Source organism: Candidatus Photodesmus katoptron Akat1, from assembly GCF_000478685.1.
Classification (GTDB): Bacteria; Pseudomonadota; Gammaproteobacteria; order Enterobacterales; family Vibrionaceae; genus Vibrio; species Vibrio anomalopis.
The window spans coordinates 342,100-361,189 of the sequence record NZ_AMSD01000002.1 but is presented as its reverse complement, the minus strand read 5'-3'; the positions used below and the strand labels follow the sequence as shown (position 1 = coordinate 361,189).

Annotated in this window: 17 protein-coding genes and 1 pseudogene; 10 read left to right on the top strand and 8 right to left on the bottom strand. The window is 28.5% G+C overall.

The genetic code is table 11. From position 1 onward, the window contains the following. Positions 1-207: 207 nt before the first annotated feature. The 4 genes from yigB to O1U_RS04140 all read right to left on the bottom strand — a co-directional run bounded on the left by yigB (position 208) and on the right by O1U_RS04140 (position 5,415). Positions 208-924 carry a 5-amino-6-(5-phospho-D-ribitylamino)uracil phosphatase YigB gene (yigB, locus tag O1U_RS04150; protein ID WP_016504140.1) on the bottom strand — a complete coding sequence of 239 codons (717 nt, stop codon included), beginning with the start codon at positions 922-924 and terminating at the stop codon, positions 208-210. 60 nt (positions 925-984) lie between these two features. Then, positions 985-1,203, bottom strand: a complete 219-nt coding sequence (locus O1U_RS05025) for a tyrosine-type recombinase/integrase (RefSeq protein ID WP_052541668.1) — start codon at positions 1,201-1,203, stop codon at positions 985-987. Positions 1,204-1,541: 338 nt separating this feature from the next. Further along, complete coding sequence (gene dapF, locus O1U_RS04145) at positions 1,542-2,375, bottom strand: diaminopimelate epimerase (RefSeq protein ID WP_016504139.1); 834 nt, start codon at positions 2,373-2,375, stop codon at positions 1,542-1,544. 550 nt (positions 2,376-2,925) lie between these two features. After that, the gene (locus tag O1U_RS04140) at positions 2,926-5,415 is read right to left on the bottom strand and encodes a class I adenylate cyclase (protein ID WP_016504138.1); all 2,490 of its coding nucleotides are present in this window, start codon (positions 5,413-5,415) and stop codon (positions 2,926-2,928) included. Positions 5,416-5,624: 209 nt separating this feature from the next. Between O1U_RS04140 and hemC the strand changes: the two genes are divergently transcribed. From hemC to ubiA, 5 genes are all read left to right on the top strand, one after another. Further along, positions 5,625-6,563 carry a hydroxymethylbilane synthase gene (gene hemC / locus O1U_RS04135; RefSeq protein WP_016504137.1) on the top strand — a complete coding sequence of 313 codons (939 nt, stop codon included), beginning with the start codon at positions 5,625-5,627 and terminating at the stop codon, positions 6,561-6,563. After that, complete coding sequence (locus O1U_RS04130; protein ID WP_016504136.1) at positions 6,563-7,330, top strand: uroporphyrinogen-III synthase; 768 nt, start codon at positions 6,563-6,565, stop codon at positions 7,328-7,330. The genes hemC and O1U_RS04130 overlap by 1 nt, the downstream gene beginning before the upstream one ends. Continuing rightward, positions 7,323-8,360: a uroporphyrinogen-III C-methyltransferase gene (locus tag O1U_RS04125; RefSeq protein ID WP_016504135.1), complete on the top strand. Its 1,038-nt coding sequence runs from the start codon at positions 7,323-7,325 to the stop codon at positions 8,358-8,360. Before O1U_RS04130 ends, O1U_RS04125 begins: the two co-directional genes overlap by 8 nt. 25 nt (positions 8,361-8,385) lie before the next feature. Further along, a complete protein-coding gene (locus tag O1U_RS04120) occupies positions 8,386-9,462 on the top strand; it encodes a heme biosynthesis HemY N-terminal domain-containing protein (RefSeq protein WP_016504134.1) in 1,077 nt (358 codons plus the stop codon). Between the two features lie 321 nt (positions 9,463-9,783). After that, positions 9,784-10,635 (top strand): 4-hydroxybenzoate octaprenyltransferase, encoded by an 852-nt coding sequence (gene ubiA / locus O1U_RS04115; protein WP_016504133.1) that lies wholly within the window; start codon positions 9,784-9,786, stop codon positions 10,633-10,635. Between the two features lie 147 nt (positions 10,636-10,782). Here the strand turns inward: ubiA and rpoH are convergent, their stop codons facing one another. Together rpoH and ftsY are read right to left on the bottom strand one after the other, a co-directional pair. After that, on the bottom strand, positions 10,783-11,634 hold the full coding sequence (rpoH, locus tag O1U_RS04110; RefSeq protein ID WP_016504132.1) for an RNA polymerase sigma factor RpoH: 852 nt from the start codon (positions 11,632-11,634) through the stop codon (positions 10,783-10,785). Between the two features lie 93 nt (positions 11,635-11,727). Continuing rightward, a pseudogene (gene ftsY / locus O1U_RS04105) lies at positions 11,728-12,645 on the bottom strand (signal recognition particle-docking protein FtsY); the annotation flags it as partial. Between the two features lie 242 nt (positions 12,646-12,887). Between ftsY and rsmD the strand changes: the two are divergent. The 3 genes from rsmD (at position 12,888) to purN (ending at position 15,319) form a co-directional block, all read left to right on the top strand. Then, positions 12,888-13,481: a 16S rRNA (guanine(966)-N(2))-methyltransferase RsmD gene (rsmD, locus tag O1U_RS04100; protein ID WP_016504130.1), complete on the top strand. Its 594-nt coding sequence runs from the start codon at positions 12,888-12,890 to the stop codon at positions 13,479-13,481. 125 nt (positions 13,482-13,606) lie between these two features. Next, positions 13,607-14,653, top strand: coding sequence for a phosphoribosylformylglycinamidine cyclo-ligase (purM, locus tag O1U_RS04095; protein ID WP_016504129.1), 1,047 nt, complete (start codon positions 13,607-13,609; stop codon positions 14,651-14,653). Between the two features lie 6 nt (positions 14,654-14,659). Then, on the top strand, positions 14,660-15,319 hold the full coding sequence (gene purN / locus O1U_RS04090) for a phosphoribosylglycinamide formyltransferase (RefSeq protein ID WP_034411556.1): 660 nt from the start codon (positions 14,660-14,662) through the stop codon (positions 15,317-15,319). Positions 15,320-15,347: 28 nt separating this feature from the next. Here the strand turns inward: purN and O1U_RS04085 are convergent, their stop codons facing one another. Beyond that, positions 15,348-16,058, bottom strand: coding sequence for a 3-deoxy-D-manno-octulosonic acid kinase (locus O1U_RS04085; protein ID WP_040356578.1), 711 nt, complete (start codon positions 16,056-16,058; stop codon positions 15,348-15,350). A 131-nt stretch (positions 16,059-16,189) separates the two neighbouring features. Here O1U_RS04085 and O1U_RS04080 point away from each other — a divergent pair, with 131 nt between their 5' ends. Both O1U_RS04080 and O1U_RS04075 read left to right on the top strand, forming a co-directional pair. Next, entirely contained in the window at positions 16,190-17,260 is a 1,071-nt protein-coding gene (locus tag O1U_RS04080; protein ID WP_016504126.1) for a glycosyltransferase family 9 protein, read from the top strand. After that, entirely contained in the window at positions 17,236-18,039 is an 804-nt protein-coding gene (locus O1U_RS04075; protein WP_016504125.1) for a glycosyltransferase family 2 protein, read from the top strand. The genes O1U_RS04080 and O1U_RS04075 overlap by 25 nt, the downstream gene beginning before the upstream one ends. On the opposite strand, the gene O1U_RS04070 is transcribed toward O1U_RS04075, so the two are convergent. After that, entirely contained in the window at positions 17,999-19,033 is a 1,035-nt protein-coding gene (locus O1U_RS04070) for a glycosyltransferase family 9 protein (RefSeq protein ID WP_034411553.1), read from the bottom strand. The genes O1U_RS04075 and O1U_RS04070 overlap by 41 nt on opposite strands. Between the last annotated feature and the right edge of the window lie 57 nt (positions 19,034-19,090).

Genomic DNA, 19,090 nt, shown 5'->3' with positions numbered 1-19,090 from the left:
TAGTTCGGATACTTTCTAGTATTTTTACTACCTTTAAGTAATAACAACATTTTTATATCTGGACTAATATCAAATAAAGATTGAGCAATCTTGACAGATTCTAATCTTGTATAAAAAACCGTTAAAACTTTTTATTAACAGTATTAATATCCTTTTCAAAAATTTTTCTAGCTTTTCTGTCTATTAAGTGTTTTTTACTAAAAAAGACTAGATTAGTAATAATACTGAATTTAGTTGATTAATTTCTATATCTGGTAGTAATTTCGCATTAGATTTTTTTATCAGGTTTTTTCCTTGATTATTGTACCAGCATGCTTGGAAACCATTTTTTTTAGCACCAAGTACATCGGTAAGTAAATGATCACCAATATGTAAAATCTGATGAGAATGTAATTTTAAAAATTGTTTAGCTTGAATAAACATATCTGGATAAGGTTTAGCTAAACCATCACGGCCTGCTTTCAATACTAATTGAAAATAAGGAGATAAACCAATTTTATTTACATTTACATTTCCATTGGTAATAGCTGCTATTGGGATCTTTTCTGCTAGAGAAGCTAGAATTTGATGTGTTTCATAAGAAACCTTGAATTGACTTCGTAATTCTAACATTTTTTCTATTGATTCTTTAGCTGCTTTTCTTGCTTTGCTAAATGAGTATTCTAGTTGTATTAAACCTTGTTCTATTTGGTAAAAAAGCCAAAGAGTTACATCATGTTTTAGCAGTGGTTTTTTTTCTAATAATTTATATTTAATCTGTTTCCACCATGTTATAGGTTGAGTGGAGGAAATTGGATGTTTCTTATGTAACCAAATTAGCATCTTTTTTTCTAGTTGGTGCATAATTGGCTGATTGTCATAAAGTGTATCATCTAAATCAAAGGTCATTGCTTTAATTTCAGATAAATGTCGATAAAATTGCATTTGCTTTTTCTTTCGCTATTGGATAAGTGTTGTCATATATTTTAGCTAGATTTTGAAAGTTTAATTGAGTTTAAATTTGAATAGGTTTTTGTACATCACGTAATTATTACTGGATTCTAACATGTGTATTGCAAAAGAATGACGTAATTTATATGGAGAAATATGATTTATTATGGTTCTTTCCCCCACCCCACATTCTTCCATACATTTTTGCACGTTACGCTGTGACATTCTTATTCCTATTCCTAATTTGGAAGCAAATAAAGCTTTTTCATTCATATTATTACTAAATTCACCACAAACTTTAAGCTATCTATTAACCAGTTTTTTGCTAATCTAGAAAATAAAACTTTACGTTCTTTATTCCCTCTTATAATTATACGAATTTCAAAATATTAATATCAGAGATATTGATACTGATTAGTTCTGAAAATCTTATACCAGAACTATAGTTCAATTTCATTATAGAGCATTGTTTTATTATTTAATAGTATAAGAAAGTAAAGTTCAAAATAATATGATATAAGAAGCATAGTCCATCCCCATCTTAATATATTATTTAAGAATAATCTATGTTAGATTAAATCAGTTTAGTATGTAAGTCATACAAATAAAATTTAGTATGAGAGTTTTCCATCAAATACATGAGTAGATGGACCGGTCATATACAATGGTTTTTTGGGTCCTTCCCACTTGATATATAAATCTCCACCAGGTAAATGTACAGTTACAGAGGAATCTAGTAATCCCTGCATAATACCAATAGCAGCAGTAGCACAAGCATTACTGCCGCAAGCTTGTGTTTCTCCTGAATATCTTTCATAAACACGCAAATTTACTTCATTTCTAGTGAGTATTTGCATAAAACCAGCATTAACTTGTTTTGGAAAAGATTTATGTGATTCTAAAAGAGGACCAATCTTTTTGATATTAACAGTGTTCACATCATCAACAATAGTTATTACATGAGGATTGCCTATGTTAACAACACCACAAAATATTGTATGTTTATCAAGATTCAAAAGGTACATTTTTTCTATTTTGTTAGCAAGAAAAGGGATAGTTTTAGGTTCAAAACTTGGTATTCCCATATTAACTGTCACTTGATTATCTCTTGCTATATTTAAAATTATCTTATTACCAGTTTTAGTGCTAACTTTAATGGTATTTTTGTTTGTTAATCCTTTCATACGTAAAAAATATGCTAAACAGCGTGCACCATTACCACATTGTTCAACTTCATTACCGTTTCCATTGAATATTCTATAGTGAAAATCAGTTTCTGGATCATATGGAGGTTCAACCAATAATAATTGGTCGAAACCAACTCCAATATTATGATTAGATAAACGACGAATAAAATTAGTAGAGAAAACTATATTTTGAGTGATGCAATCAACAATCATAAAACTATTGCCCAAACCATGCATTTTAGAAAAATTGCAATGCATATAAAATACTCCGGAATTCTGTCTTTCTTAATCAAGAATAAAATCGTTTTTAACTTTTTTCTGGTAATTAAATGATTCAAGATACATTATCTAGAAATTAGACTATTAGTTTAAAAAAAATTTAGTCTTTTCTTTTAGTATTTTCCTCTTCTTCTTCCAATATATAAAGTGAACCAGTTTGACCACAGCCAATACAAGTTAAAATGGAAAGTATGATTAGTTTTGAAAAAAAAAACTTCATTTTTAATCTCATGAATATTAAATTCTTTTTGATTATGATCGCACCATGCTGTAGAAAATCAATAGAAAAGTATGAATGATACTAAATTTATTTAATTAGTTGATATACAGATGAAGAATATTTATGAACAAATTAATAATTTACATCAATTTTCTTCTTAGTATTATGGTCTTAGTTATTTAATAAAGCAAATTATTATCAAATAACAACTGATTATATATTAAGTATGTTAGCCTTAAAATCTAGGGATAGGGATCTAAAAAAACATCTTCTGTTTTTTTGGTATGATAAGATGAAATTTTAAATTATTCATCGATATGGTATAATTTGAGTTTTTTCTTTCTTAGAATGGACTATCTGATAGTACTGTGTAAAATTTAAATTATTTACTGAGGAAGAAAAATAGTGCCCAGTTTCTGTTAAAGTGTAAAAACTACTGACATCAGCAATGATTTGGTCTTTTTTTCCACTAAGTTGACGATAAATTTCAACTTTATTAAATTCATCAAGAACATAAATATTAAAGCTATTTTCAGTATCTTCAAAGAAAAATTGTACTAGCCCCTCGCTGGCGAAATTCTTAATTATTGAAGGAAGTTGTGTATCTTGATCTTCGATGATAAGCACTGGTAATCCCTTAAATCTATTATTTGAAATATTTTGATAAAAATCAGTAGAATTTTCTAGTTTTTTAATTGAAACTCCACTATATTCAAAAAATAAACCATACATCTGCTTAGCAATGCAAATTGCCTTAAATCGACAATGTTTTTTTTGTTCGATTGATTTTAAACGTAAGTCAATGCATTCAAGTAAAAGTTGGTAAACCATTGTTCGTATTATACCCCTTAAACTTTTGCTGTAACAAAAAACATTAAAAGCTTCTTGAGATAAAGCATCTTTGTTTATTTTATTTAAAATAATTTTTAACGTATCTAGTATTGCTGTTTCACTTTGAAAGTTGAAAGTACGAACTTCATTCCAAGAATTTCTATAGATAAGATCAATACTACCTACTAAATTTTTCTTATTTTCACCAAAGCTGAAAACATTAGTATTTTTAAAATTGATTTTTAAAGGTTTATGACTTAGTTTAGTTGTTGGATCATATTCAAAATTAATAAAAATAGCCATTTGCTTAATTTCACATGGATTAACTAATGAATGCATATTTGGTTGGTACTGTTTATATGAAGAAAACGTATGGAATAAATTACTTACCATTTGTGTAAATTTATTAAGATCAAGATCAGTATTTCGTATAACTGAATGCAATCGTGTTGTTCTAATTATTACTCCATTAAAAAACGCCCAAGCTACAAGTTTACTAAGGTATTTGTTATATTCAAGTTTTGCTTGACCTATTATTCGATGAGCAATTAATGGCTGGTTATATAAATACCAGCCGGCTTGATTTATCCCACCTTCCTGTACTTCAATAAATGTTAAGTCAGATTCATTAAGACTAAATGCAATTTTTGGATTAAGTAATGTGATTTTACTAGGCAATACTTCAAATGCAGAGTAAAGTTTTCTTGCTAAAATAGTAATGTCACGTGGGCTAATGGCAGAGGTGATATTATTTCTACGCGCAAAATTGATCAATTTACGATAACTTAACATTAGTGCATCAAGCAAGGTATTATGTACTTTTTTTACTTGTTCTATCTTCCAATTACGGTGGTTATCTAGTTTTTGAATTATTTCTTCATCCCAGTTCCAATTATGAATTATTTTAATTAAAACTCTCCGTCTCCAGGTTTCATTATTATTTTTTAGAATTTGAGAAAGTTTTTCATGTGTTTTCAAATAAAAGCAATAACGAACTAAATTCAAACGAACATGATCTCCGATATTTTTTAGATAATTAGTGACTTTTTCTAACATTAAATAATATGGATCCATCTTAAATGAACTGTCTGACTTTGAAAAAAAACGATACTTAGCATTAATACTTAAAAGTTTTGTATTTGGATACTCCCATGAGTATGCTTCTAATAAAATAGCTTTCAATACTGATTTATATGGTGAATCTATGCTTTTATAAAGTTGCCAAAGATTTGAACCAAAATATTCTTCTGCTGGAATATGATTTAGCTTTCCAAAATCAATCCATTCATCACTATTAATATAACCTAGTTTACATAAATTCTTTGTATATGTATCATAATCTTCTTCCATTTCTGGAGGAACAATTTGCCAAAGTAATCTTTTACCAGCTAATCGAACAGCTGAACGATAAAATTCATCAAGTAATAAAACATGCTGAGCAGAACCACAGTTTTCACAAGTCATTTCTTTAACATTGTTACCTCTAAAGTGTTTTTCGTCCATTAAAAAGAAATTAGCTTCAACTTTTTGAGTTTTTGCCCAGTTCGTAATCAGTAGACATTTTTTTGTTAGATTATTTCGTTGTTCATAATTCATTTTAGATGAAACAGTAACCCATATATCTAAATCACTAGAGGTATTTTGACCAATAGATGAAGTACTACCCATAGTGTATAGTCCTAAAATCGCTGGAACTTTAATATTTCTAAGTTTTTTATCAATCATCAATTCAATATCTGAAATAAACTTTTGTTGAATTTCATTAAATTGAAATCCGTAGATGCCAAATGGTACATCAGAATCATAATAACCAGGAATTGTTGGGTGATTGAAGTGAAGTAATGTAGGAATTAAGTGAAATACACGTCGGCTTTTTGAATCCATAAGTGCGATCGCCTGTTCAATACGTTTCTGATTTAGGCTATCTAATTTTTGTATTAAAGTTTTTGTATAAGCATCAGAAGACAAAAGAAATCCCTTGATTGAATAAAAAATATGGAATTTTTATTAAATTGCACTTTAAAATCGATAAACTAAATCATTCTAACATTTTTTTTTTTTGGTAAAGAAAGAAAGAAGAAGAAGCAAATCAACTTGTTATTTAAGTGTTTTTTCCTTAGTTTAATTAAATTAAATATGACGTTTATGACTATATTTTATAGAAGAAAGTCTTACTTATGAAAATGGAACCTATAAAAATTGCCACTAGAGAAAGTCCATTAGCATTATGGCAAGCTAATTATGTAAAATCAGCATTGAAAGCTAAATATAAAGAGCTAGAAGTTGAGTTAATTACTATAGTTACTAAAGGAGATATAATTTTGGATATTCCTTTAGCAAAGATTGGAGGTAAGTCATTATTTGTGAAAGAATTAGAAGTTGCTATATTAGAAGGACGAGCAGATATCGCTGTACATTCTATGAAGGATATTTCTACAGTTTTTCCAGAAAATTTAGGTTTGGCAGCTGTTTGTAAAAGTGAAGATCCTCGTGATGCTTTTATTTCCAATAATTATTGTTCTATTGATAATTTACCAATCGGTTCAGTTGTTGGTACATCCAGCTTACGTCGTCAGTGCCAAATTAAAGAATATCGTCCTGATATTATTATTAAGCAACTTCGAGGAAATATAGGAACACGTTTAAGTAAACTAGATAATAATGAATATGACGCTATTATTCTTGCTTCAGCGGGGTTAAAGAGATTGAAGTTTAATAAGAGAATTCGCAGTTTAATCAAAATAAACAGATTATTACCTGCCGTAGGTCAAGGTGCCATTGGTATTGAATATCGTCTTGATGATCAAAGAACATATAATATCATTTCTTCATTGAATCACGAAGATACAGCTATTCGAATTTCTTGTGAAAGGGCAATGAATTCTGTTTTGCAAGGTAATTGTCATGTTCCGATTGCTGGTTATGCTTCATTGAATGCTAATACTATTTCATTATATGGTTTAGTTGGGCAACCTGACGGATCACTAATTATACGAGGTAATATTACAGGATTTGTTAGAGATGCTACAAAATTAGGGGTTCAACTAGCTAATAAATTATTAGATGATGGAGCTCGTGAAATTTTAGCTAATTTAAATTCTGAATATTATACTTAATGACTGTAGTACTAGTCACTCGCCCAGATAAGCAAGGAGAAATATTATGTCAAAAATTGGCAATGAAGAATATTGTTTCTATTTATAATCCGTTAATACTTATTCAACCTGAACTTCAGCTAAGGATAATAAGTTTAGCAAAAAAACTTCATACCTTTGATATTATCATTGCTGTTAGTCAACATGCTGTAACTTACATGCAGAAAACTATTGCCTCTTCTTCTTTGGTTTGGCCTAAATCTGCCGAATATTTTGCTATTGGTAAAAAAACTGCACAGATATTAAGTAAAGCTACTCAACAAATAGTACATTATCCAAAGGAAAATGATAGTGAGCATCTTTTATCAATGTCAGAGCTTTCTCATGTAAAAAATAAAAAAGTTTCCATATTGCGTGGTAATGGTGGTAGGGAATTAATTTTTGAGACACTTTCAAAACGTCAAGCGATAGTAAGATATCAACAGATATATCAACGAGTTTTACTTCCATTAGAAAACTCTAATATTCAAATTCTTCAATGGAAAAATAAAGGTGTTGACAGTTTAGTCGTAACAAGTACTTTTCAACTAAAGTTTTTATTATCTCAAATAATAGAGCCATATCATCGAATTTGGTTTCAGGGGCTTGATTTATTTGTACCAAGTAAACGAATTGTTTTTGATGCAAAAAAAATGGGGTTCAATTATGTTATCAGTACAGGTAGTGCATCTAATGCTAAATTAGTAAAAGCTTTGTGCAGAAAAAATAGGAAATTATTTTATGGCTAGTAAAAATAGTAAGAATATTGATTCTATAAAAATAAAAAATCCAAATAAAATAAGTTTCATTAATTTAAATTTTAGAGAAGTTTTTGAAAGTAATATAATAATATTTAGTTTAATGATTATCTTTTTTTTTATCTCTATTATTTTTTCATTTCATAGACAAAGAATGAATTATAAAGAAAAGTTTTTTCAGGTAAATCAAAAACTAGAATTAATAAAAGAAAGAAATCAGGCAGAAATATATGAAATACGACAAGATATCAATAAATTAATAAATTTCATAAAAAAAATAGAAATTGATTTAGTAAAAAGTAATGTTAAAAATCTACATCCAAATGATTGGATATTATCTGAAATTGATTATCTCATTCGACTTGCAGAAAAAAAACTTTACTTTGAGTATGATGTCATTAGTAGTATAAAGTTAATGGAATTTGCTAAACAACGTCTTGAATCTCTTAAAGAGCCTGACTTGCTTGCTTTAAAAACAACAATCTTAAACGATATCAATTGTCTTAAAAAAATTATTTTAGTTGACTATAATAGTATAATTCTGAGTTTAATTAATTTACAACAGAAAGTAGATGAACTGCCAGTAGTTATTTTAGAGAATAAAAAAAGTAATGAACAAATATCAGTATCGGCTAATCATAGTAACTGGAGAGAGAATTTATTAATATCATTCAAAACTTTTGTAAATACTTTTATTAAATTTCGTGTTCATGACAGCAATGTTGTACCATTATTACCATTACAAAAGCAAGCATATTTAAAGGAAAATATTAAAATAAAGCTTGAAACAGCTATACACGCTATTTATCGAAAACAAGTTGAAATATATAAAGTTTCCCTAAACATTGTTGATCAGTGGGTATTTTCTTTTTTTGATAAGGATCATGATACAGTAATTAATTTTCATAAAGAGTTAAATAAATTAAAAAAACAGAACATTCAAGTTAGTCACCTAGTTAAGCTTAAGAGCCCAAATATCCTATTGAATATTAGGACAAAACGTTTAGATTTTAATGTTTAGTTTTCTAATATCACGAGGATATATTATGACTCTATTATTTTTTTTATTTATAATTATTGAAATTGGATTATTTTTAGGTACAAGATATTCTCAACAGAAAAATTATGTGCTAATTTCTTTAGAGAATATCACCATTGAAATGAGTATAACTACTTTAGTTATATTTTTGATTTTTTCTTTTTTAGGTGCATTCTTTTTAAAATATACAATTAAAAAATTGTTATTTCAAAGTTTAATTTTTTTTGGGTGGCTAAATACATTTAGAAAAAAAAGTTTATGTTATAATGAAGGTATAATGCATTTATTTGAAGGCAATTGGACAAAGGCAGAAAAAGCACTTCTTCAATCACATTCAGGATACCATAATTTGAAGTTATTGTATTATTTAATTGCTTCTAAAGCTGCACAAGAAATTGGTAATAAAGAAAAGTGTGATTATTATCTTCAATTAGCTAGTCAACAAAATAATTCAGAACTTGTTGTCCAAATAACTAAAGCTAAACAACAAATTCGTGAATCAGAATTCAACCATTCTTTAAATACTTTGTTGAGTTTAAAAGGGAAATATCCAAATAATAAAATTATTTTGAATTTACTTAAGATAATTTATCTAAAACTCAATTTATGGAGTCCTTTGCTAGAATTATTACCAGTTTTAATAAAATTTAAATTAATTGATTTAAATGAGCTGGAATTACTTACTCAAAATGCACAATCTGGTATATTATCTAATATTGCTAAGGAATACGGTAAGGATAGATTAATTAATTATTGGAGTAAATTATCGAAAAAATATAGATCCAATTATGATTTAATTTTTTGTTTTGCTAATCAGCTTATAATTTGTAAAGCTGATTTTGAGTCTTATCAAGTAGTAAAAGAAGCTATTAAAAATTTTCCAGATTCATCTATTTATACTTTGTTACCCAAGATGAATTTACCATATGATCGTTCTGTTCTAGTTTTTTTGAAAAACTGTTTAAAAAGGGATGCTAATAATATTGCTTTACATAGTGCCATTGCGCAGTTTTATTTGAGAGATCAAAATCTACATGCAGCTCATCAACATTTTAAGCAATGTCTTCCAATTTATATACGTTAATTTTTTTCATACTATTTTTTCTGTTTTATATAAAGTATAAATAATAGCTATAGGTATTAATTTTAATTGTAATTTCTAATTTATTAATAAAAGAAAAAGTGTACTTTATTTAATCAATGTTGAATTGAGTAATCTTATTTATTTAAGTTTAATCTTAAATAAGGTTCCGCGTAATTTTTTGTAAGTAGGTTTTTTTAGAGATATCTAGTGAAAAAAATTAGCATGTCATTCCAATCTATAGATGAATTAAAATTCTATATTAATATATGATTTTTTTTGATAGTCTTACCTTTTTGGTATTGAATTTAAAGGTTTTAAGTTATGTTATCTAAAATTCATGCTTACTATCAAATTATGCGTCTAGGTTCTCCTATAGGGTCGTTCCTTTTAATATGGCCTACATTATGGGCATTAATTATATCTTCTGAAGGCAATCCTAATTTCAATATTTTAGCAGTTTTTATTGCTGGAGCGTTTCTAATGAGAACAGCTGGTTGCGTAATCAATGATCTTGTAGATAGAAAGATTGATATTCATGTTAAGCGAACTCAAAATCGTCCCATTCCTGTTGGTTTAATATCTTCTAAGGAAGCTTTTTACCTTTTTTTAGTGCTTTCTAGTTTAGCTTTTATTCTTGTAAGTATGACTAATTTATTAACTATTAAGTTATCTTTTATAGCAATTTTATTCGTTATTATTTATCCATTTTTAAAACGTATTACTCATCTCCCTCAACTGTTTTTAGGATTAACTTTCAGTTTTTCCATTCTTATGGCTTGGGCGGCTCAATCTAATGAACTTCCTGCAGAAGCTTGGTATTTATTTACAATTAATGTTCTTTGGATAATTGCTTATGATACTCAGTATGCGATGATAGATAGGGATGATGATCTTAAGATTGGACTAAAATCTACTGCTATCCTTTTCGGTCGTTTTGATAAAATCTGTATTGGAATCTTACAATTTTTAACTGTATTCATGCTAATTATCTTAGGAATATGGTATAAATTTAATATTTCTTTTTATTTTGGCTTATTCATTGTGAGTATTCTTTTTATATTTCAGCAATTTCTTATTAAGAATCGAGAACGTGAATATTGTTTTAAAGCTTTTCTTAATAATAACTATGTAGGTATGATAATTGCCATAGCTTTAAAAATCTCATATTTATAAGACTTTTATCACATAAAATAGTTCAGATAATTAATTTATTAAACTAAAGTTATTTTAAACAAGCAAACAAAATATCCTGCATTGCATTATCATTATGTGGATATGTCTGTGAATTGTGTTAATAAAGTGCACTAGTTAGTTTTTTAGCTAAAAATAACCAATTATAAGTTTTAATTTTTTCATTGCATTTTTTTCAAGCTGACGAATTCGTTCTGCCGATACATTATATATTTCTGCGAGTTCCTGTAGAGTTGATTTAGTATCATCTAACCAACGAGATCGTACAATATGCTTGCTTCGTTCATCCAAGCTAGACAAAGCTAAGTTCAATCGATTATGAGTGTATATTTTCCAGTTATTTAATTCTATATTTTTTTCTGTATCTGAAGATTTATCCTCCAGGTATACAGAGGGTGAAAAATGAGTTGAGTCATCATTTTCTGCTAATATTTCGAAAGCTGTATCTTGTGCTGACAGTCGAGATTCCATTTCACGTACTTCTGAAGGTTCTACTCCTAGTTCTTTAGCAACAGTTTCAATTTCACTATTATTAAACCATCCTAAACGTTTTTTAGATCTGCGTAGATTAAAAAACAATTTTCGTTGAGCTTTTGTAGTAGCAACCTTAACAATTCGCCAATTTCTTAGTACATATTCATGAATTTCAGCTTTGATCCAATGGACTGCAAATGAAACAAGACGAACTCCAACTTCAGGATTGAATCTTTTTACTGCTTTCATTAATCCAATATTTCCTTCTTGCACGAGGTCTGCCATCGGCAGACCATATCCTGAATATCCGCGGGCAATGTGAATCACAAAACGAAGATGAGAAAGGATAAGACCTTTAGCCGCATTAATTTCGCCTTTATAATGTAGTTGTTTCGCAAGTCGATGTTCTTCATCTGCTGTAAGCATTGGGTAAGAATTAGCAGAACTAATATAATTATCTAGGCTATCTTGAGAAACTGTAGTTATGGAGTATCGTTTTTTTTCCATTTCAATTCCTATACAGAAAAATTTAGTAGTTGTATCAGTTATCAGTATCAATAAATTAGTAGTTATAATTTATTTTTTATTCTAAATGACAAATTATAGTCCAAACAAAGCATCAATAAATTCTTCGCTATTAAATGGACGAAGATCATCAATAGCTTCACCAATACCAATGTAACGAACCGGAATTTTAAACTTATCAGCTATCGCAAATATAATTCCCCCTTTTGCAGTTCCATCTAATTTTGTTAGTGTAATACCAGTAATTGGTTGAATCTGATTGAATGATTTTGCTTGACTAATAGCATTTTGTCCAGTTCCAGCATCTAATGTAAGCATAATTTCATGCGGTGCAGAAATATCAGTTTTTTGAATTACACGAATAATCTTTCTTAATTCTTGCATTAAATTATTTTTATTTTGTAACCGACCTGCAGTGTCTGCAATTACTATATCAATTGTACGTGCTTTAGCAGATTTTATTGTATCATAGATAACTGAAGCACTATCTGAACCAGTATATTGAGATATAACTGGAACGTTGTTTTGTTTACCTAAAATTTTGATTTGTTCAATTGCTGCAGGACGAAATGTATCACCTGCAGCAAGGATAACCTTTTTATTCTGTTTTTGAAAAAGGTTAGTGAGTTTACCAATTGTAGTAGTTTTTCCGACTCCATTTACACCAACAACTAAGATAATAAATGGCATTTTTCTAGTATCTATTTTTAGTGGTTTTTCCACAGCATTTAAGATGCTTTTCATTTCTTCTTTCAGCAATCTATAGAGTACTTTAGTATTACTTAATTCTTTATACGATGCTGTTTTAAGCAGATTATCCATGATTTTTGTTGTACTATCAATTCCAACATCAGCAACTAATAATTGTTCTTCTATCTGATTAAATAAATTATCATCAATTTTTTTTCCATTAAATAAACGTAAAAATCCATTTCCAATATTGTTTTTCGTATAGCGTAGGCTATGTTTTAGGCGTGTAAGAAAGTTTTTAGTCATGTTTTTTATCCAAAACTAATCTGAGTTCAAGGGAAATATATGATATTTTTCTTTTTAATGAAACTGATTATATACTTTTAATGAAATCATGAACAATCGGATCTTTTCTAGAAAAAAATTCTATATTTTCGCAGAGAAGGAAATACTAGTCAATTCTGGCTATTGTAAGTGCTATCATCTAATGATTATTTCAATAATCATTAGATGATAGCACTTACTTAGCTGATGGTCGAAGATTTATGCTAAAAAGTTATCAAAAAAATGTATCTAAAAAAAAACCTGGATTTATTCGTATAATTTCTGGTTCTTTGAAAGGAAGAAGACTCATTGTGCATAATATAGATGGATTGCGTCCAACTACAGATAAAGTAAAAGAAACATTATTTAATTGGTTGGCAAAATATATATATAAAGCTAAATGTTTAGACCTGTTTTCAGGTTCAGGGAGTTTAGGATTTGAAGCTGCATCTCGACAAGCAGAAAAAGTAGTTTTTGTTGAATTAAACTCAATTGCATTTAAACAAATTAGGGAAAATATTATATCATTAAACGGAAAAAATCTATCTGTAATTAATAGTGATGTTTTTCCTTATCTTAATCAAAAAGGCACACCCTATCACATTGTATTTATAGATCCTCCATTTAGAAAAAAAATGATTAATAATACTATTAAATTACTTGAAGAAAATGGTTGGTTAACAGATAATTCGATGATCTATGTTGAAAGCGAAAAAGAATTAATTTTAAATTTTATTCCAAAATATTGGAATTTATATCGCGAAAAAGCAGTTGGACAAGTCATTTGTCGCTTATTTAAGAGAAAAACTGATTAGATAAGTTTTTTTATAGAGCAGTTCTATTTAATAATTTCAAATGAACTATAATTTTTAACTTTTTATGAAACTTTTAGTATTATTAAGAACTTTTCACTTGAATACTACGAAACTTTGAGGGCACTATGAATTGTACTGATTCTTCTTTAACCTATAAGGATTCTGGTGTTAATATTGATGCTGGTAAAGCTTTCGTAGAACAAATTCAAGGCTTAGTGAAGCTTACTCGTCGTGCTGAGATTATAGGAAATTTTGGTAGTTTTTCTGCATTATGTGAATTACCTAATAAATATAAGCAGCCTGTTTTAGTTTCTAGTACTGATGGGGTAGGTAGTAAGCTGCGTTTAGCTTTAGATATGAATAAGCATGATACTATTGGTATTGATCTTGTTGCTATGTGCGTGAATGATCTTATTGTTCAAGGAGCTGAGCCTTTATTTTTTTTAGATTACTATGCTACTGGTAAACTTAGTATTAATACAGCATCTTCTGTGGTTTCAGGAATTGTCAAGGGTTGTCTTTTATCAGGTTGTTCATTAGTTGGTGGAGAAACTGCTGAGGTACCAAGTATTTATAAAGATAAAGATTATGATCTAGCTGGATTTTGTGTTGGTATAGCTGAAAAAGATAATATTATTGATAGCACAAATATAACTTCTGGTGATCTAATTATTGCATTAGCATCAAGTGGTTTACATTCAAATGGGTATTCTTTAGTGAATAAAATACTAGAACTATTCAATGTAAATAAAAATGAGAAACTTTCTGGATATCCCCTTATTGAACATTTATTAAGACCAACTAAAATTTACGTTAAATCAATACTAAAAGTTATTGAGAAGCATAATATTCATGGAATTGCTCATATTACAGGCGGTGGTTTTTTAGAAAATATTCCTCGCATACTTCCTGATGATGTAGAAGCTGTTATTAATTCTAGTAGTTGGAAATGGCCCCCTATTTTTCAATGGATACAAGAAAAAGGGAATATTGAAACTTATGAAATGTATCGTACTTTTAATTGTGGTGTTGGTTTAATTGTTATACTACCTGAAAAACAAGCTAATTCAGCTATAAAACTTTTTCAAAAAGAAGGTGAAAATGCTTGGATTATTGGTGAAATTATTCCTGTTCAATCCTTATCAGAGAAGGCTAAATTAAGATTTAGTTAAAATATAGTGAAAAGTATCGTAGTGTTAGTTTCAGGTTATGGATCAAATTTGCAAGCGATTATTAACGTTTCTAATCTTAAAACTAGTAAATTTAAAGTGGCTGCAGTTCTTTCAGATAAAGCATCATGTTATGCATTAGAGCGTGCAAAAAAGGCTAATATAACAGATATTTTTATTAATCCAGAATATTTAAATAGTAAAAAATCATTTGATAAGGAATTAATTTATCAAGTTGATAAGTTTAAGCCAGCGCTAATTGTTTTAGCAGGATACATGCGAATTTTAAGTGGTTTTTTTGTTCGTCATTATTTTGGAAGAATAATTAATATTCATCCATCTTTACTTCCAAAATATCCTGGTTTAAATACTTTTCAAAGGGTAATAAATTCAGGAGAAAAAGAACATGGTACAACTATCCACTTTGTCACAGAAAAAATTGATAGTGGTCCTATTATCTTTCAGGAAAAGGTGCCAGTTTTCAAAGATGATACCATACAAATTCTTTCTGAACGTGTAAAAACACAAGAAAACAAAATTTATCCTATCGTGATAACTTGGTTTATTGAGGGACGTTTAAAGATGCAATTTGGAAAAGCTTTTATGGATGGAAAACAGTTGTACATAAATAATAGTCATTTAAAATTGATCAAAAATGTAAGGTACTGATTATAGAGTATAATGGTCAACTCTTTCTTCAAAAGAATTTATTACAATTATAAGTATTATTATATCCTTTCATTATTGATAAAAAATCTTCTTTTCTCCAGTATATATTGCTTTTATTCGTTTCTTTTATAAAAGAACGCTTGAGTCGAGACAAGTTGTTTTTTTTCCAGTTATTATTTTTATTCTTAGATTTTATATTACATTTATCAAAATCAATAAGCCATATTTCCCCTTTATCATCAAGTAAAATATTGTAAATATTTAGATCAGAATGATTAACTTGTTCATTGTGTAATTTAGCAATCTCAGCACCAATATTTTGATATACATTTTCTGTTATTGGTTTATGTTTTAGAATTTGGCCAAGATTCTTAGCATCTACTATTCGTTCGCAAAGCAAATCAGCTTGATATAAGAAAAAGCCTCTTTTTATCACTCTAGCAGCAAATGGACGTGGAACATTTAATCCAAGATTAGTAAGTTTTTTTAATAATTGTAGTTCTTGATAAACTCGAGTTTTTTCCCAGCTAGAAAAAAAATATAAGTCTTTGATTAATTTCCCTACTAGTCCTCCCCTGTTATAGTGTCGAAGTACAGCTTGAGTTTTAGAAAGTTTTATAAACCATGTTGTTCCTCGTCCAATTGTTCTTCCTACGATTTTTTCATAAGAATCCCAATATTCTTTTGAAAATAAAGAGTGAGAAGGATTTTTTATCATTATATCATCATACCAAATAATTGTTTTTTATGTTGTATTTTTTTGATCATAGTGAAATTTCTTGATAATACAATTAAAGTTATAGGTATATTCAATTTTACTTTACATTTAGTAAAGTATGCACTTAATTATTAACAAGAATTTAATTATAAATGTCTCTTTTTACTAAAGCTCCTTCATCTGTCTGTTTTTTAAGACTTTCGTCTATTGGTGATGTTTGTCATACTGTTGCTGTTATTCAAGCTTTGCAACAGTATTGGCCAAAAACAAAAGTGGTATGGATCCTTGGAAAAATTGAATTTGATCTGTTGGATAAATTAGAAAATGTTGAGTTGATTGTATTTGATAAAAATTCAGGATTAAAAGGTATGTGGAATGTATGGAGACAATTAAAAGGATATTATTTTGATGCGCTAATTCATATGCAAATAGCAATCAGATCTAGTATTTTAACTATTGGAATTAAAGCAAAATATAAAATTGGTTTTAACTTTAAACGTGCAAAAGAGTGTCAATGGCTTTTTACAAATAAAAAAAATCCTGATACAAAATCAAAGCATGTTCTAGATAGTTTTTTTTCTTTTATAGAATATTTAGGCGTCCCACCTTCAAAACCAAGTTGGAAATTACCAATAAATTGTATGCATCATCATTATGCTGATAATATTATTAAAAACCTTCCAACCATTATCATTTGTCCTTCATCTAGTAAAGAGGAACGTAATTGGTTACCAAATCGTTATGCTAAATTCGCAGATTATGTAATTAAAAAAGGTTATCAGGTTGTTATATGTGGATCAAATAAAAGGAAAGAACGAGATTTAGCTGATGAAATATGTCTTATTATGAAATATACTGCATTAAATCTCGTTGGTAAGACCAGTTTAAAACAATTAACTGCTTTATTAGCTAAATCTGAATTATTATTGGCTCCAGATTCCGGGCCTTTACATATAGCAACTACTCAGGGAACACCTGTTATAGGTTTGTATGGGCATAGTAATCCAGAACGAACAGGGCCATATAATAGTATTAAAAATGTTATTAGTGTATATAAATATTTTATAGAGAAACAACGTGGTGTTTTAGTTGATGATTTGCCCTGGAGTACTCGGGTTAAAGGTTCATCTATTATGCAATCTATTACTTTAGAGAGTGTAGTTTTAGTTTTTGATGCTATAACGCGAGATAAAAAATTATGTTTAAGAAGCAATTTACGCTAGCTGTGGCTTTAATTGTAAAAAATGAAGAACGACATTTAAAGGAATGTTTAGAAACCGTTTATAAATGGGTTGATGAAATTGTTGTTTTAGATTCTGGTAGTACAGATAATACTGAAGAAATTGCTAGAAGATATACTAAGAAGTTTTTTGTAAATAAAGTATGGCTTGGTTTTGGAGAACAACGTCGATTAGCTCAATCTTATGTTAAATCAGATTATATATTTTGGCTTGATGCTGATGAACGAGTAACATTAGAATTAAAAAGAAGCATATTAAAAGTCATGTTTTCAAATAAATCCAATACGTTATACCGATGTTCTCGTTTAAGCTGGGTATTTGGTCGATTTATTCGTCACTGTGGTTGGCATCCTGAACGAATATTACGATTATATCCAACTAAACTAACCCAGTATAATAATTCATTGGTGCATGAAAAAGTCGAAGTTTTTTCTAATATGAATATAGAAAACTTGCCAGGAGATATTATTCATTATACTTATAAAAATATAAATCATTATCTGCTTAAATCAGCTTCTTACTCTAAAGCTTGGGCAGAACAACGTAAACAATTAGGTAAGAAAGGTAGTCTTAGTGAAGGTGTGTTTCATGCTATTAGTTGTTTTATTAGGATGTACATAGTGAAGGTTGGTTTTTTAGATGGAAAACATGGTTTTTTACTTTCTTTATTATCTGCTTATTCAACTTTTTTGAAATATGCTGAACTTTGGATTCAAACCTCTAAAAACCATTCAAATTATGTTGAAAAATCCAAACTTTAAGCTTTTCTAACACTTTAAATATATTAATGTTACTCATATCTTCATTATTACTTTTGTTTTTTTCTCTATAAGGAGGATAAAAGGCAATATGATTCCCTTTTGTATTTATCGGTTTCCAACGAAGTGGTGTTGACGAGCGCTTGCTTGGAAAAAAACCAACTGTTGGGATATCAATTGCACCAGCGATATGCAATGGTCCTGTTGAACCAGAAATAAATAAATCAGAACATGCTATTGACATTGAGAAATCTATTAATCCATTATATTTATTGTATAGAATAGATATATTACTGTTATCCAACACTAGTGTTTTAAGGTATTTCGCTTGTTCTTCTTCTTTTGGACCTGCTGTTAATATGATTTCTCGTCCTTGATATAATCCGTCAATAAGTTGAGCATATTGTTCTAGTGATAAATTATTTGCTGAACCTCCAGTTCCTATATGTAAAAATATCCAAGGCTTATCTTTTGATATGTTAAGTTGGTTGACTAATTTATTTTTTTGTCTTTTTAATTGATTATGTGAAAAAGTCAGATATGGAGCATTAGGTTCAACAATAGGTTGGTTAATATCTTGCAAAAACGCATGTGCTAAATCTAAATTGTATTGAAATTCAGGCTTAATTGATTGGGAGCGTCTTTGTTTAAGGCGTTTGTTATAGAAAATTTGTGAGATTTTAGTTGCTGGTGCTAAGCGATATGGTATTCCAGATTTCCAAACTAGCATAGCATTGTAGATATTTGAAAAGAAGTTAATTGAATAATCAATTTTTTCTTCTTTAATTAAGTTAAGTGTTGTTAATATTTTATTTTGCGTTGGTTCTAATAAAATTTTATCAATCCAAGGACATAACTCAGCAAGTTCTATTGTATAATTAGGGACTAATGCTATGATTTTCCAATCAGGTAGTGTCATTTTTAACATAGCAAAGCTTGGCCAAGCTAACATAAAATCGCCAATTTTATCGTTGCGTATCACTAATAGTTTTTTCATTCTTTTAGATAGGTATATATAATATAAAAATTATCAATGGATAATGATTGAATAAGT